Annotated in this window: 14 protein-coding genes; 1 reads left to right on the top strand and 13 read right to left on the bottom strand. The window is 47.1% G+C overall.

Translation table 11 applies throughout. From position 1 onward, the window contains the following. Positions 1 to 128: 128 nt before the first annotated feature. Positions 129 to 1094, top strand: a complete 966-nt coding sequence (locus ACYVD4_RS26170; RefSeq protein ID WP_460950741.1) for a hypothetical protein — start codon at positions 129 to 131, stop codon at positions 1092 to 1094. 61 nt (positions 1095 to 1155) lie between these two features. On the opposite strand, the gene ACYVD4_RS26165 is transcribed toward ACYVD4_RS26170, so the two are convergent. The 13 genes from ACYVD4_RS26165 to ACYVD4_RS26105 form a co-directional block, all read right to left on the bottom strand. Continuing rightward, positions 1156 to 2397, bottom strand: a complete 1242-nt coding sequence (locus ACYVD4_RS26165; protein WP_460950739.1) for an FtsB/FtsL family cell division protein — start codon at positions 2395 to 2397, stop codon at positions 1156 to 1158. 364 nt (positions 2398 to 2761) lie between these two features. Continuing rightward, a complete protein-coding gene (locus ACYVD4_RS26160) occupies positions 2762 to 3028 on the bottom strand; it encodes a hypothetical protein (protein ID WP_460950738.1) in 267 nt (88 codons plus the stop codon). 297 nt (positions 3029 to 3325) lie between these two features. Continuing rightward, on the bottom strand, positions 3326 to 6757 hold the full coding sequence (locus ACYVD4_RS26155; RefSeq protein ID WP_460950737.1) for a coiled-coil domain-containing protein: 3432 nt from the start codon (positions 6755 to 6757) through the stop codon (positions 3326 to 3328). A 29-nt stretch (positions 6758 to 6786) separates the two neighbouring features. Next, positions 6787 to 7197 carry a hypothetical protein gene (locus ACYVD4_RS26150; RefSeq protein WP_460950736.1) on the bottom strand — a complete coding sequence of 137 codons (411 nt, stop codon included), beginning with the start codon at positions 7195 to 7197 and terminating at the stop codon, positions 6787 to 6789. Positions 7198 to 7291: 94 nt separating this feature from the next. Further along, positions 7292 to 8659 carry a terminase large subunit domain-containing protein gene (locus tag ACYVD4_RS26145; RefSeq protein WP_460950734.1) on the bottom strand — a complete coding sequence of 456 codons (1368 nt, stop codon included), beginning with the start codon at positions 8657 to 8659 and terminating at the stop codon, positions 7292 to 7294. 3 nt (positions 8660 to 8662) lie between these two features. Beyond that, on the bottom strand, positions 8663 to 9139 hold the full coding sequence (locus tag ACYVD4_RS26140; protein ID WP_460950732.1) for a DNA-packaging protein: 477 nt from the start codon (positions 9137 to 9139) through the stop codon (positions 8663 to 8665). Positions 9140 to 9149: 10 nt separating this feature from the next. Next, on the bottom strand, positions 9150 to 9728 hold the full coding sequence (locus ACYVD4_RS26135; RefSeq protein WP_460950731.1) for a hypothetical protein: 579 nt from the start codon (positions 9726 to 9728) through the stop codon (positions 9150 to 9152). A gap of 23 nt (positions 9729 to 9751) precedes the next feature. Then, positions 9752 to 10000, bottom strand: coding sequence for a hypothetical protein (locus tag ACYVD4_RS26130; RefSeq protein WP_460950730.1), 249 nt, complete (start codon positions 9998 to 10000; stop codon positions 9752 to 9754). Further along, positions 9997 to 11241, bottom strand: a complete 1245-nt coding sequence (locus ACYVD4_RS26125) for a BT4734/BF3469 family protein (RefSeq protein WP_460950728.1) — start codon at positions 11239 to 11241, stop codon at positions 9997 to 9999. The genes ACYVD4_RS26130 and ACYVD4_RS26125 overlap by 4 nt, the downstream gene beginning before the upstream one ends. An 89-nt stretch (positions 11242 to 11330) precedes the next feature. After that, complete coding sequence (locus ACYVD4_RS26120) at positions 11331 to 12923, bottom strand: YfjI family protein (protein ID WP_460950726.1); 1593 nt, start codon at positions 12921 to 12923, stop codon at positions 11331 to 11333. 253 nt (positions 12924 to 13176) lie between these two features. Next, positions 13177 to 13524, bottom strand: coding sequence for a helix-turn-helix domain-containing protein (locus ACYVD4_RS26115; protein WP_460950724.1), 348 nt, complete (start codon positions 13522 to 13524; stop codon positions 13177 to 13179). 85 nt (positions 13525 to 13609) lie between these two features. After that, positions 13610 to 14575 (bottom strand): hypothetical protein, encoded by a 966-nt coding sequence (locus ACYVD4_RS26110; RefSeq protein ID WP_460950722.1) that lies wholly within the window; start codon positions 14573 to 14575, stop codon positions 13610 to 13612. Continuing rightward, complete coding sequence (locus tag ACYVD4_RS26105; RefSeq protein WP_460950721.1) at positions 14572 to 15837, bottom strand: phage integrase SAM-like domain-containing protein; 1266 nt, start codon at positions 15835 to 15837, stop codon at positions 14572 to 14574. Before ACYVD4_RS26105 ends, ACYVD4_RS26110 begins: the two co-directional genes overlap by 4 nt. Between the last annotated feature and the right edge of the window lie 424 nt (positions 15838 to 16261).

The following is a 16261-nucleotide window of genomic DNA, read 5'->3' as shown; positions in this document are numbered from 1 at the left end:
ACATACAAAATTTAGCCTTCTGCCTACCAAATAAGAACGTTCACCTACAATTCGAAGCACTACGATTTAACGTAATATATATTTAGGGAAATTGGCGGTATCGCCTTACTCCTCTAAATCGGCTCTTTATGAAATTACTTTGTACCCTTCTCCTGCTCTTTACATGCCCGCTTTTGTTTGCCCAGATGCGCATTAGCGATAAACCTGCCAGCACGACCGTGGCCAGCACGACCGTTAATGCCAATTCCCTGTTGGAGTTAGAAAGCACCAGCCGCGCCCTGCTTTTGCCCCGGCTCACCCAAACTCAAATTGATGCTATGCAGGGGGTACCCGCAGGGATGCTGGTCTACAATAGCACCACCAATTTGCTCAATATTCGCTCAAACACTAGCTGGGTTACTCTAGCACAAGCAGCAAACGCGGCCTCATCTACAAATCCCTGGTCAACCAGTGGCTCCACTACTTATACGACTTTAAGTAAGGTGGGCATTGGCACCAGCAATCCTTATTCACAACTAGCCAATAATTCGGTTAATACAACAGGATCAGATGGCTTCGGGGGTAATCCAGGTTCGCTTTCTTGGTCAGCCGATCAGTTAGGGTATGTCGGCCAGATTTATAATGGGCGCACAGGCTCAAATAGCAATGGCCTAGTCGTTAAAGTCAATTCCACAGACGCCACAGCACTAGATGTTGGTCGGGGTTTGCAAAATGGAGGTTCAACCCCCCTGCTCACCGTTAAATCAACCGGACGGGTGGGAATAAACAAAAACGACCCTACGGAAGCCTTGGAGGTGACTGGTAATATTAAGTATTCAGGTAATTTACTAATGGGTGTACAATACATATATACGCAAGGTGAAGTACCAAACAGCAGTTACGTTTCCTATCTTGGGGCCGCTTGCCCAGTCGGCACGAAGCTCATTGGTGGGGGTGGGGGGCAATATGTTGCCAATTCTACTCAATACAATTGCTGGGTGAACTATAGTGGTCCAAATAAAGATGACAGTAATATCTGGGCAATTAATTTCACCAATTTAAGTGGCATGGCGGTGCCAATTCGGGTTTACGCCATTTGTGCAAAAGTGCAGTAGGTAAATTCTAAAGTAAACAAAACAGGACCGAACCTACACAGATTCGGTCCTGTTTTGTTTACTACTTCTTCTCAAGCAATTGCTTCACTAAAGCTTTCAGCTCGTCAATTTCCTTTTGTTGTTTCTGATTGACAGCCTTCTGTTCCTGATTTTCTTTCTCCTGCTCAATGCTGTATAAGGTCAACTCTTCAATCTTCTCCAAAAGTTTAGCGTTCATCTTTACTAAATCAACCCCTTCTTTCACTACATCTTCCGCCGAAGGCACACCCGGCAAATGACCATGTTGCCCAATGTAAGTAGCTACACTAGACAGAGGCCGAAGGTTGTAGGTAGGCGAAAACACTTTATCACTCCACTGATTGACGTTATCAATCTTGAGTCTGTGCCTAGCCAGTACGGTTTCGCCCTGCTCGTTGACGGTTAGAAACTGATCGGTGGTACCGTCATAGATAGGGTTGCTCAGATGAGCGAATTTGATCTTGCCATTGTTACGCAGGTTAATTGTACCCCGGACATCAAGCGGGAATTGGGGCGAATCGGTGCCGATACCTACGGCGATACTGGTGTTGGCAGGATCACCTAATACGATAGCGTTATCTAAGGCTACTTTGGCATTGTAGCCAATAGCAACAGCATCGTGAATGGTGCCGCTAAGGGGGCCGCTCCCATTACCCAGCATCACATTATTAGAGCCGGTGGTAATATCCTCGCCCGCGGAAGTGCCAATCAGCACATTACGATTCCCTTGCGTGTTTTTTTCGCCCGCATAAGAGCCAATGAAAACGTTAGAAAAACCAACCGAGTTCTGCCGACCCGCATAATAACCCAGGGTTGTATTGTAAGTCCCGGTTGTATTTAGCGCACCGCTGACGGACCCCACAAACGTATTGTAATCACCTGTGGTATTGGCATTGCCCGTATAATACCCCAGATACGTATTGCCCGCACCCGTCGTGTTCTGCTCACCGGCAAAACCACCTATATAGGTGTTGGCATTGGCCGTTGTGCTCCTTCGCCCCGCGAAATAGCCTAGCATGGTATTGCCTTGCCCGGTAGTATTGGCAACTCCGGCGTATGCACCCACAAACACATTAGTGGAGCCGGAGGTCGTTGATTCACCGGCCGCGTACCCAACGAATACATTTTCGCCAGCGGTGGAGATAACTCTACCAGCACTATAGCCGACTACGGTGTTCGCTATGCCCGGAGTCGTCGAGGCAGGTGTGGTTAAAACAATATTATTGGGTGTCTGCGCATGGAGTACGACCGGCAAAAAACAGAGAAATGGTAAGAGGTATTTCATAAAGTGGTTTTTACGAACAAGCGTGATTTGTGATCCGAAGTGGGTAGTATGTCGAATCAATTAGTTGAGCGGTGTCAAAACTAACAGGCAGTTAAGGAAAAGGGAGACGTGGGCTTATTATGCGGACAAAATCTTTCTGGTTCACTGCTGAGGTAGTTGCTCGTTCAAAAATGAACCGGCAAAAAGAAAGGTTACGTTTAAAATCTGATCATCCATAAATCGCTTTTTTGCAGGCTAAACTTGATAGACATATTCAGGCAGGGTAACGGTTTCTCTGCAATCTAAATCGTACCGTCCTTTCGTATGTAAGATGGGATACTTAAAAAGGGACTAGAAAGGCTGTTTCGTAGGGGACAGTCTTTTTTTATGGTAGCACCATCATAGCCACTAACACCTTATCCTGTAATCGTTGTAAAGCTGTTTGGTCGCCCCACATAAAACTTTCCAGATCGATACGGGCGTAATAATTAACTAGTTTCCATGAATGGCGATAGGCGTACTCACCGTCCGATGCATTCATTACCTGAAACAGCGCTTCCCGTAGTGTATCATAGCCTGCCTGAACATCCGAATCAGGTGTCAGCAGGGCAATGGTATCAGCAGCATTGAGTATCATTTGGCGAGAGGGCATATATACCAAACGTATCAAAAAGCATATTCGCATAAGCAGTGAGATAACGGACCTGTGGTAACAACATAGTCAATTATAGGTGTAGATATTGCCGTACATCTGGCTGTCCAATCACCAAAACATGTCACTCCTGAAGTTGCCATTGCGGATAATTGGTTCCTGGCTGAGTGGGGTTCACATGTAAATACAACGTATAAGGGAAATCGTACATCTGTAAAGCCATATGAGCTGTCAACAAAAAAGGGCCACATCTGAAACGCGACCCTTTACCACCAATGAACCCACTCAGGTTAATAACTAATGCTTCGTCCGTGGCAATGTTCTTCGCGAATTCATCCACCGAGTGTGTTCATCTCGCTTCTTTAAATAGTACTTCATTTCGCCATCATCCATTATGGTTTGATTTATTGGCTGATTCTCGAACGCTTCATTCATAATCTGGCGCATACCCATCTCAGTTAGTCCTCCTGTAACTATTGGCTGAACATACAAACCTCCGCCCGGAGCCGTTCTAACTTCCTGCGCAATTTCACGGTTTGTCTGTAACATATGTTTCGACTCTTCATGCGTATACACTCGGTCATGTGCATTCAGGTACGCCACCTGCTTTTCTGCGGCTAAGCGGTAATGTGGCTTACCTCCTTTCTTCGACTCAATCAATTCATAGCCACGCTCACCCACCCACGCTGGCCCTTCTGGTGCATCGGATGTGCCTTTGAAAAATTCAGGTATCGGTTTGGCAGCCACAACGCCAGCCTGTATAGCGCCCAATGCAACAATGTAAGGTATTAGATAAGGTGTCGAAAAAGCCTTACTCACACCCATAGCGGTATTCAGCACAATGTTAAACAACGCCTGCGCTTTGTCCGCTACAGCTTGTTGTCTACGTATTGCCCGTTGTTTATCAGCGTACTTCTTCTCGATCTCTTCTTTTTTGGCGGAATTGTCGCCTGCCATAGACAATTCGTTCTGTTTCTGCTTCTCCAGATTCTCTATATCGCGCTCACGAAACGAACTGGCTATATCGAATGAGGCATTCACAGCAGCATTGGTCAACTCAAACGCTTTTTCCTCTAATGCCGCCTTTTTCTCTGCCGTTCGTTGGTCACTTTGCTGCTTATTCTGGTTCTTGGTTTCGTTGATATTGACCTCCTGATCGGCATTCTTTTTAATGGCGTCCAGTCGTTCTTTCTCGATGTCCTGACGTTCTTTTTCGAGTGCTTTTAATATCTCAAGTTCAGTAGCCCCCTCAGCGCGTAGCTTATTGGCCAGATTATCCAGCCGCGTTTTAGCCATTGTTACAATCAGGTCATTGTTGGCTTTAGTGGCGTCAGCTATATCCTGCAAGAGTTTTAGCTTCAGGTTAGCCAAACGTTCTTCGCCTTGTTCTTCAGTGATTTGGCGTTTTGCCATTTGCCCCTTAATGACTGTTTCCTCGTCACTATAGGCTTTTTGCAGATCCGCTAATCTGGTAGCTAGCTGACCTTCAAGACCACTCTTATCTTTATCGATTTCAGCACTCACCGCATCGACAGCGCGCTTAAAGCTTTCTTCCTGAATTTTCTTTCTGCGTTTCAGGTAATCTGTAGCAATCTTCTCCAGTTCCTCCTCCGTTTTTTTGTATTCGTCGGTTTTCTCCTTTCCGGCTTTACGAAGTAGTTCCTGTTCACGCAATATACCGTCCTGTTGAATTTTCAGCCGTTTATTGATGTAATCCGCTTCGGCTTCTAACGTTTGCGGCCCCGCTTCATAACCGGCATCCAATGCAGATAATTGCTTATCCGTACTAACCTTGTTGTTGCCGATATTCATTTTCAGCAACTCGCGTTTGTATTCCCGTTCTGCATCGATACGATCACGATTTAGTTTAATGCGTTGGGTGTGCTGTTCACGACTGGAGCCTGTTAATAGTTTTGCTTCCTTATCGATACCCTCCTTCGTTAATGCCAGCTTTTTAGCCAAAAATTGACGTTGATCGATTAAGCCGTCTTCGTACTGAGCAGCCAGTACCGCCTGACGTTCCGCAAATTGCGCACGCTCCAATTCCTGCTGCTCTTTTTGTGCCTTCTCCGCTTCCTGTTTCGCTTTTTCTGCATCCTGTTTGGCCTTCGCTTTGGCTTCCTCTGCTTTACGCTTTGCTTCGTTAGCCTTGGCCTGTGCTGCCATTTCTCGCCGAGCCTTATCAAGTTCAGGCGTTCCGGCATTAGCCTGCTGCTGCTGTTGCGCACTTCCTGCCTGATACGCTTCCGTAGCCGCCTGAAAGGGACTGGCCATAAATTTGCCAATGGTTACCAATATACCCTGCTCCTGTGCCATTTGGCGCATCCCGCTTACTACCGTACCTATTAAACCGATCAGACTACCCAATACCCCCGCCACAGCGTTAAGGGCAGGCAGGAACATTTGGTAAATGTCGTTGGCGATACCTTTGACGTTGTCCCACATGGTCGATAAACGCCCTGATAGCTGTGCCGCCAACTTCTCAGTAGTTCCCATGACACCGGGCACTTTCCCTAAACCAAGCAGGTAATTATTGATAGCAGTGGCATTGTTATCAACTTCAGTGCGTACCCCCTTGAAGGTGAAGATTATCTTATCACCTGATTTGCTGGCATCAATAGAAAACTCTTTTAACCGCTCGAATTCTCCCATCTGGGCGTCGGCTATCGCTTCGACGTAATCCATCATGGTTTTATTCTTGGTAGCGGCAATGTCCGATATTTCGGTAAGTTGTTCTTTGGTCGGGATAATGCCTACATCAACCATTCGGTTGAACGCCATTGTTACCTCTTCAATCTCGCGTGGAGAGCTATCCGCAAAGTTTTTGATGAGTGCCGACGCTTCTACAGCTGCTTTTTTATTGTTGTTTAAAGCTGACTCGGTAAGAGCATTTAGCTTTTCATACTCCATCCCTACGTCGGCAATTCCTTTAGCGGCCGCACCTAATACCGCCACGGCTCCGCCAATACTGGTCGCAATGCCAAACTCTCCGAGCATGCCCAATACGCCAGCACTACCACTCCCGCCTTTGGGATAATTGCCTGCGTTGCGTCCGAAGTTGCCTAGGCTCTTATCGATTTCTTTTAAAGCCAGGTCATTGCGTTGGATAGTTTGGGTTAACTCAACAGCGCGCTTATTGAGAGTATTGATTTTACCTGTACTGCTATCAAAGGCACCGTCTAGTGATTTTAATTCTTTCTTCGCGTCGGACAGATCTTTCTCCAGCCGGTTATAGGTTCCAGTTAACTCTTTAGTAGAGGTACTATTAATCTTGATAACTTTATCCAGTCGACCGTATTCGCCCTGCAGTTTAGCCAGTTCGCCAGCTAACTGTTTGCGTTGCTGGATCTCTTTGGCGGAATTACCCTGAATTTGGCTGTACTGATTCAGGAGTTGCTCCTGACGCTGGATTAGCGACTGCACCGCCTGCGTGTGTTGTTGCTCGGTTTTGGTTAGCCCTTCCTGCGCGGCTTTCAGATCTTTCAGCCGTTCACCCAACGCGGTAGCCCGTTGGGCGTATTCCTGCATCTGAGCCAGTGAAGCGCCTGAATTATTCATCTGAAGCAGCTTACTCAAATCAGCCTGTAAGTTCTGGGCCGAGCGCTGCATAGTTGCGTTGAGTTTAGCCACCTCACTCGCAAAGCTAGTGTAGTCTGACTTTACCTCGGCAATACTTTGCCGCAGGCCGTCGATATCAATCAGTTCCTGTCTCTCAACTCGTTTAGCCATGTTGATGGGTTAGTTTTGAACATGAATGCTTACTCGCCTAACCAGATCAGCTCACCGTCCAGCCCCCGAACAAACTGGGCTGAAGCCGAACCGTCGGGAACAGGTGGTACACTAGCGCGGTTGAACTCATCCAGCGCTGTATCGATCTGCTGCTGGCAGGTATCAGCATCAAGTCTACCCTGTTGAAGCGCTCCCTGAGCACGTTCTATATCCGAGAGGGCGAAACCCTGTAGCGTTGTGCCAATCGCGGTACTGAGTGCCTGTTGACGTTGGGCGATTTGTTCGGGTGTGGCATCATCCGGCAGAGGCTCCTGACATTTTGCTAGTAGGTTCTCTCCCTGGTTGAGGTATTGATCACTCAAGGGCACTGATACAGCCGAGGGCTGAGCCAATGGGCGGGGCCGGTGTAGGCGATTGCGCTTATTTCGTTTGGTAGCCATAATCGAGCTATTTGTTTTTAATTTACTAATTTATTGCCAGTTTTTATAGGGAAATATCAATCAATTGACACTATCATTAACACTTGAGCAATGTCTAACGGGGGCGGTTAGTGCGTCGAATCGGTTCGCGGTAGCTGAGTTCAAAAAACTCCCGCATCATCAGCACATCCGAGTTATCAGGGGAGCGGCCAATGTGCTCTTTTACTTCTTCTTTAGGCACCACAGCTTTACGCTTGTCGACATCCATGTCCTTCTGCTTGACCTGTTCGAGTTCTTCTATTGTTTCTTCCTGCTCCTGAGCGGTCATTGCGCCCGGCTCAATGTAGATCCCCGCTTTGTTGACCCGGTCAGCAAACCGGTAATAGCACTGGGACTTAAGGTTAAAGTAGTTGGGCTGCTGCCAGCCTACACCGGGACTCAGCTCATCCAATGGTCTACTGTTGTTGACAAAGCCTTTGCAGGCCAGCAGGTCGGTGACTCCACCGCCCACACCATCGTCATCACCCACCACCTGCGAGGCTGGTATCCGGTAGTGGTTCATCAGCTCCCGGACCTTGGTAGCTACCTGCGGTACCGATAAGCCCCGGTGGGTAGCGTAGGCAATTACCCGCCAGCCATTCCACACACATATTTTGGTACTGTCGCGTCCGTAGCGGGCTACATCGAAGGTGATCCACAGTTTACCGCTTCGGGGTATGTGCTGATTCTTCCAGATATCAAGAATCTTCTCGTACTCAATGAGAGCCGCGGGATCGTCGTCATATTCCCAATTGCCGTACAATAGGCGCTGTTTCTCGTTTGGCGAAAGGGTGCGGTGGAGGTTCTCCAGATACCCAGCAGGCAAGCGCTTATTATCCTGCGGTAATGCCTGTACGAAACGTTTCCAGGGTTCCAGATTGCCTTCTTTATGCTTGCGGTAATACTGCTTGTAGAGGTAATTCTTCGCTGGATTACAGGTCTGAAGTAGTTTTGGAGGTAAGCCGTACACATCGTTTTTCCACCGACCGATGCTAGCCGCGAGGTTATTCTTTGCAGCTTCTACGAATTCCCCGGCTTCTTCGATCCAACCCCTTGTCATCTGCATGGAGCCAAAACGAGCGTACAACGGATCGGAGGGCAATGGCTTAGCATCAAGCAGATACACCCGGCTTTTGTTATGCAGCAGGTAGTAGTTATCCTGACCGTTGTAGGTGTAGTAGCGCTCATCGACCTGCCAGTGGCCAAACACTTCGTGAATCGATGGAATTGTGTGCTTTCTCAGGTTGGTCAGCGAATCCCGCGCAATGAAGTAGTGCGTGCCGGGATAGGTAAACGCATTACCAAAGATGAGACTACAGCCCAGATAGGATTTACCTGATCCTTTAGAACCGCCGTACACAATATCCGTAATGGTTCTGTCCTGCCAATGGTGACAGACTTCCAGTTGTTTTAGGTTACCGTAGATATCAAAGGTTAACTCCATTGGTTACGAATTAGAGTCGGTCGGGGTACTCGACAGAATACGCATGCCGGTGATAGGCTCGATTTTTAGCTCACCTGCCACTTCCTTTTTGTCGACCAGTCCCAGATCCCGGCTGATGATGTTGGCGTTGAAGAGGCCCACCACGGCCCCTTCGAACTTCTGGGTGTAAATGATAGTCTCAATACGCGAAATGACCTCGGTAAAGGTTTTTCTGGAGTCATTTCGCTTGAATTCATTCCACCAGTTCTCACTCACATCACAGTACAGACACAGCCCCGACAGAGTGAAGGGACGAGGCAGAGGGATTTGCACCTCCTCTACCTCCTTACCCCGATAATCCGTTTTATACAGTGGATTTTGTTGACACCAACTGAAGTATTCGTAAGCGGCCTCTTCCAGCAGTTGAGGTGTTTCAAAGAGTTTATCACGGCCATGTTTGGCCCGTAGTTTCCAGAATTCGTTGTCTTTAGGAGCTGCCATAATTATTGGGTTAGTGAGTAAAGGCTTCGATCAATAGGCACTGTTGCCAGGAACGAAAGGTGGTGATGGTGTAACGCTCAGGCAGGGTTCTGTCCCAGTGGTAGGGGTTCAGAGCACTGTCCAGCACACAAGAGTAGGCAAGCGCATCAGCCAGTATGCAGTAAGCAGCGTAAGGCGCTATCTCGTGTTCGGATTCCACCACCAGCTGAAAGTACCCCATGCCTACTGCGTGCTGATGGGTCAGGTAATATGCATACTCCTGATGAAGAGCGCCCAGCGCCTGTTCACAAGCTTGTTGTTGCCAATGGACACCCGTAGCCTGTACGTCCAGTAGTTCCTGTTGAAAGACCATCGCTATGGACTCAAAAGTCGAAAGCGGATGCTCGGCAGCGGTTTCGATGAGTTGAATCCGCATATCAGTCGACTGCTGACTGGCATGGGCATCGACTACCCGTTTTTCTTGATAGGAGAAAGCACGTCGACGGGCTTCGAGTAAGTTGGGGTCGGTAAAGAAAGCAACGGCCTGGGGCTGCTGGGTGTCGGTAACTAAGTATCCGGCAATGTTCCGGGTTTCGTTCTGTGTTTGCATGCTTTTATTGTTTTTATGGGTTACTAAGAGATTTCGTGGTGTAGTCGACGGATTGGGCAGGCTTGCCCTTGGGTGATCTGCTGGTTAAGACTAGCCAGTACAGTATCATGGGCTAGCAGTTCCTCGGCTGAGGCAAAGCCTAGAATAGGCGCTACACTGTCGGCGTCGAAGAGGATTTCGCCGGTTTTACGATGCTGCTTAATCTTAATCGCGTGACCTTGAAAGTGATCAAGAAAGTATTCGAAGTTGAGGTCAATGTGAATGCGTCTCATGATTGGGTTTGTTTTTGAAGGGAAGCAAGTCCCAGTTTGGAAAAAGGAGATTCAGCGCTGCGCTGCCACTCGAAGAATGATTGCTGTCTGATCGTTGGCACGGCTCCGGGCGGGTTGGGTTCGTCCCATTCAGGCGGATAATCTTCGGTATGGTGGGGCAAAGCATCCAGTACCTCAAGCTGAGCGGGATCAGGTCGAATGGTGACACCCGTCGGCACAGTCAATAATTTCTCTACGTTCGATACGATGACAACTTCACGAACGGTGGTATCTATACGTTTTGATAAAACTACCTTACTTTCGTAGGTTTTGTAGGTAGGTCGACTACACGTTTTTGATTTTATTTCTAGCGGGGTTGTCCGTTCCTGTGGATAAATCGGAGAAACCTGCCCGTAACGAATACCATCCCGAATCGTCTTTTGCGACTTAGAAAACATCGGCCATTCACTCGCAATTGTCTCCAACGCACACACCACGGTTTGCTCATCCATCCGGTTAGCGGCTATATAGCCACCAGCTAAGCGAGCTGCTTTTAATAACATGGCATGCCGATTGCCTTCGCCTGCTTCCTGTACAAGTCGTGCGATCCTAGTGAGCAGGCCTGAATCATCAACAGTATCAAACTGGCTATAATCGAAACTACGGGCTGGCTTCTGCTGCGGCTCATCATAGAGTTCAAACAGCATCACGCTATCAGCAAAATAGCCGGTTGGATCATAGGAGTAGCCCCGTAGACTAGCCACATTTCGGGGTTTATCATCCAGCACAATCTTATAGTGCACAAACACTCGTTTCATGGCGTCGAAGTGCTGGCCGTGCCGGTCAGGGTGTGCAATAGGGATAAGTCCCCAGTAACCCGTTCCCGAAACTGATAACCCACAGTAAGCCACAAAGGGCAGCTTGGCTAACTGAGTTTTCAGGTCAGTATAGTTGCGGATATGCGGATTGTCTTTTAGGTCGATATCAAATTGTAGCAGACGACTGTGCCCATCCGGTTTTAACTTACTGGCCGAGCGGTAGTCAAAATCACCGCTGGGGGTAATAGCTGGTAAAGTAGCTTTCAGGGCATCCCGTTTGGCTTTATCCGGTTCAGCCCGAATTTGCTCGACGGTATTGGAATACTTGGTACTGGTTAGCCAGGAGATCACCTTAACAGGTTTTGGATTACTGGGCGTATTGTAGTTGGCAAAGCAGGATACCGTTACGTTTAGCACATCCTGCGCGAGTAGGTAGGTAGCCATAATATTTTTGTATTTTGAGCACTCGACTACCCAACAAAACCAACAAAAGACGCTATAACTGGATTTCGTAGGTTTTGTAGGTAGGTCGACTACACGTTTTGAGAATTTAATTGAGGATGAATCAGGTAATGCGGTGCTTCGGGTCTACCTGTCGGAGGTGGTGGTGATACTACCTCTTTGAGCCAGTTGTGAGCAATCAATTCCGCCAGGGCTGAATCAACTCCTTCGGCGGTTGTTAGGCCAGTCCAACCTTTCTGGCGAATCTCGCGGGCTTTGAAGCCATCTTTTAAATCACCAGCTCGTAGGTGTCGCAGTAAGTCTTTGGCTGCAACGGTATTGACCGTATCCAGCAGGCCATAGATACGCCGGGCGTGGGACTGTAGGTACTCGCACCACTTCACCGCCATCAGGGCCGCTCCCACCGATACTAGTCGTTTCGTATCACTAGCCTCTTCAGAATCAACGGCACAATTGATGACATGAAAAATCAGGGCCAGTGAAGGCATAAGCGAACGATACTTAGTGAAGTGCTCCAATAGCAGCCCGCTTTCCTGGGCCAGCACTTCTGTTTGCCAATCGGTCAACCAATCTTTAAATACCTGCTGCGCCTGTGGTTCAAAGCGCGTGTTCGCAAACCGGTTATACTCATCTGCCTGATAAGCAATATCCATGAAGTCGGAATCCGTAATCTGTTGAATCAGAGCAAACGCCTTGTCTCTTGCGTATTTATCCGGATACTCATCAATATAATCCCAGGGTACTCTATCCGGATAGACAGCTACCTGTAGTCGTTGCACGAACCCATCATTATCATAACCAGTAGCAGCTTTCAGGTAACCCAGCAATTTGGAGGGCTGAATACCCCCGAACAGTGAAATACAAACGTTCTTCACGTGCGTTGTGCCGCGGGCCATCCGATCGATAATAATGGAGCCGTTGCCATTCCAGCCTTCCAGATAAAAAGCCCGATCCTGTTCGCGTCCGGCTTTATCCCACCCGGCCAGTAAGCCCGTTACCTCATCGCGTTGCACCAGCATGCCGGTTGGATTGTCATTGAGCAGATCGGCCAGCTTTTCTGTTGTTGGATCGTTGGCCATATAGCGTCGTTCCTTTGGTTTTCTGGGCGCTTCGGGGTAGGCAACCGGATTACCAATCGTTTTTCCTTTGTGGCGGTCCTGTGCCTGAGCTGCGTGGGCTTTCTTCTGGGCTTCGTACTCGACCAATTCCATTTCATACACCTGTATTTCCTCCTCGAATCGTTCTCTGGCTGCCAGTACTAGCCGGACTAATGGTTTATGAACTTCATTGACCGACGGTGTTTTCATACTGGAAGGGTCACCAATCACCGCTCCCCACAAGTTGGGTACAATTGTCCAGTCGTCGCGTGTCTTTGGCTGAATGGTTAGCCGGGTACCAATCAGAGACGACAGCATAACGACACTGGCTGATGCGACAAAGTCCAATGGGCATTTCATGCGGTAGGCGATATCCAGTAGCCAGGGCCGAAGAGGCTGAGGGATCATATCCGGTTGCATGGGCAAAACATCTAGTAGCTGGGTGGTGATGGGCAGCGGTTGCAGCCATTCGTCAGCTGTATTTGACTGCTGAAATTGATCCGGGTTAAACTGGCCGTCGACCGTGACGTCAATATAATCCGTATATTTGTCTGGGGTTCTAGACATAGTATTAGTGCATTAGCCGCCTTCGGTTCACTCCCGATGGCGGTTTTGTTTTGGGGTTATCCGAGAGAGGTTAGAAGGACAGAGCGAAAGCAAGAGATGGTCGACTCGAACAGAAGACCGAGCAGAGCGGGGAACGTTGCCTTTACTTCGTCAGGCAGGTAATGAAGTATTACAGCCCATTGGCAGACTTCAGTCCATGAAGTAGTCTGTTCACCAACAAAGTTCTGGAATTGGCGGCAGGCAGGTAAGGGGTTCATACGGCTCGAGTTTTTAAATCGTTACGTACTTCCTTAGCGCACTCATCTACTGTCTTTTGTCGCCCCTCACGAATCCAGTCTTCGAGTTCTTTCCGGGAGAAATAAAGCTTTTTGCCCCGCTTCATAAACGGGATTTCATTGCGGCTAACCATTCCATATATTGTAGGAACAGCAAGGTTTACAACCTCGGACGCCTGTTTAATGACAAGAAGATCTGGTGCCTCCGTCTGACCAGTAGAAAGCGCATGAAGCGGAAGATCAGTTAGCAAGGCCGTTAGATAATCGACCTTTCGACTTAGCTCAAATACCGCACTTGGCAGTTGTTCAAAAGTGATTGTTTGCATTGTCGCTTGTGATTAATGACAATGCAAAGAGAAGAGGTGATTTAATGGTGAGAAAGGGGTGATTTGGTGTCACCAATATCACCTATCAAGAAATATTAAAATCGGCAAGATAAGATTTAGGCCTAGTTGCAAATTTCTTAATGGTTGTTTCTATTTTTTGGTTTTCAAAATCCTTAAAAACCCGATGTAAAAACATATAGAAAGCAGGCTTTATCTCTCTAGTTGTAAATAAGCGCTTATGAAGTCGATGAAAAGTAAAGCGGATATGGCCAATTGAAATATTTGTTGGCTCTATAACATTTATGTTTTCAGGTAATGAATCATTCTGTACAAGCCAAATCGTGTAGTCAACAAGTCTCGAAAAATCTTCCTTGGACATTATTAGCTTGTGTTGGGGATTATACCCACCTAGCGGGGTCAATATTTCATTTATAATTCCAAGCGTCTGGATTCCTAATAGTTCATTTGTCTCCTTTTTGGTTATCTTATGAGAGCACTCTTCTAAGGTATTTAGTTGATTTTGAAGCCATTGACGATACAAAACATATTTTGCATAAACTCTACACTCTATTGAGTTAACAGCACTACTGCACATATTTTTGGTGTAATAGCCTCTGATTATACGTATATACTCTAATTGCTCATCATTTTTAATATCTAACCAACCACCAACATATCGAATTCTATGGGGCGCTACTGAAAAAGCCTTATCTGCAACACCAACCTCCTTTGCTTTATTTTTAGCTTTTTCAATAAAATCATCCAGAATTTGTAATTGCGATTTAATATTCTCTTCTGTTATTGGAAAAGTATATACAAAATCACGTTGCAAGGCCTCACTCCACTCCTGAGCATAAAGTTTGATCAACCGCTCAAAAGCTTGTTTTGGAGTAGCAGGCTGTGGAATAAACCAATACTTATCACCCACCGGATACCCTGAAGCTCGAGCCTGCTCCTCTGATTCTATAATCCCCTCAACAAGTAGTGACTGTCTATATTCACCAGCGAGATTTTCGGTAATCTCAAAAACCTGTCTAAGTTCTTCGTTCATGCTTTCTTAAATTCCATTAATACGTTTGCATATTGTCGTTTAACATCATCCTCAAAGCTATCCAAATAGTTCTCTGTCGTGCGCAGATCGTGGTGCCCCAGACTTTCACTAATAAACTCGATCGGTGCTCCCGAACGCTTCAGCACAGTACTAAAGGAGTGACGGGCGGAGTACGTGGTGGTAGGCTTATCTATACCCAGCTCAAGGGCGATCCGCCCTACATATTTATTGATCGAACGAGTTAGGTATTGAACCAACTCCCGTTCGCGCTGGGGCGTGACATCAACTGGCAGTATTGGAAACACGTAATTTTCTGCATACCGGTTAGGACTTGCCCATTTATCAATAATAGCTTTGGCAGGTTCAGACAAGATAACGACAATGGCCTTCTGATTTCGGCGCTTGGTGCGGGCTGTTTTGGCCCGAATGAACGTTACCCGGTCTCCGTCGATATCTTTCCAGCGTAGGCGACAAATGTCTTTTACATTGATACCATTGCAGAGGTAGGAGAAGAACCAGAAGTCTTTTGCCCGATCCGCCATGCTACCCAGCTCAGTAGGGTACTGGTATAACTTTTCAATCTCGGATAACGTCAGTGCTTTCTTGACATTACGGGCTGCGGGAACTTCATAGCGATTCTTACCGAAGGGATATTCGTCGGCCGCAATCAGTCCTTTCGATTTTGCCTGGTTGATAATAGTACGCAGGTTGCGTTGGTAAATGCTGATGGTCGTTACCGATTTACCCCGCGAGGTCAGGTGGTCATCATATTTCTCCAGAAAGGAAACTGTAACATCTTCAAAGCGTAGACGAGACTTAAAGGCTTTTAGTGAATTGAGTGTTGTTTGATAAATGGAAGCTGTTGAGGGGCTCCCCTGCTTCTCCAGTCGCTTTATCTGTTCAGAAAACGCATGATATACATCCTGCGCCTTTTCTCTGGCATCCGAAGTATGGTCGTCAAAATAAAGCTTTTCAAAACGGGCAAACGTAAAGCGATCCATATCTTTTATGACTGAATCGGCATCGCTCTCGTAGGTCTTGATTTTATCGCGGATTTCTCGGAGCTTATCATCACGGAGTCGTTCTCCGTTGAGCTTCTCCCATTCTGACTGAGTCAAATCAACCAGTTTGATGCTATAATACTTGCGCTCCCGCTGAAACGTCACCCGCAACCTAAGCGGGTAAGTGCCATCCTGTTTTTGCCGCCGGGTATCGAGAACTACAGCAGCAGTGGGCTTGGACTCTTTAGGTGTTTTAGCCATACGCTTTAAAGTGCTTTATTAAGTAGGCAGACGGTCAGGTATATTTCTTATTTGATACACAATTTGATACACAAATCTAATTAATAAAACACAATAACGATAAGTTTAGATAACTAAAATTGGCTTATAATACGCCTATAGGCTATATTTACGCACTAAAGAAGAATAAAAGTAATTATCGATTATAGACATACATCTGCCTTACAAGCAGAGGGTCGGCGGTTCGAACCCGTCAACTCCCACTAGTGAAAATCAAGCACTTAGCAGAAATGTTAAGTGCTTTTTTGTTTTCTACTAACACGTTTCCTAACACAACTTCGCAACTATAATTATCATAGAATTTATAGGGATCAATTCATAAAGTTGTGGAGGGCGTTGTATTTTTCTAGGTTTGTGGGATTAATCAACCTCAGTGGTTTTGGAG

Source organism: Spirosoma daeguense (assembly GCF_054776875.1).
Note: the sequence above shows the minus strand (reverse complement) of the source record. Positions and strands in the feature narration are given on the sequence as shown.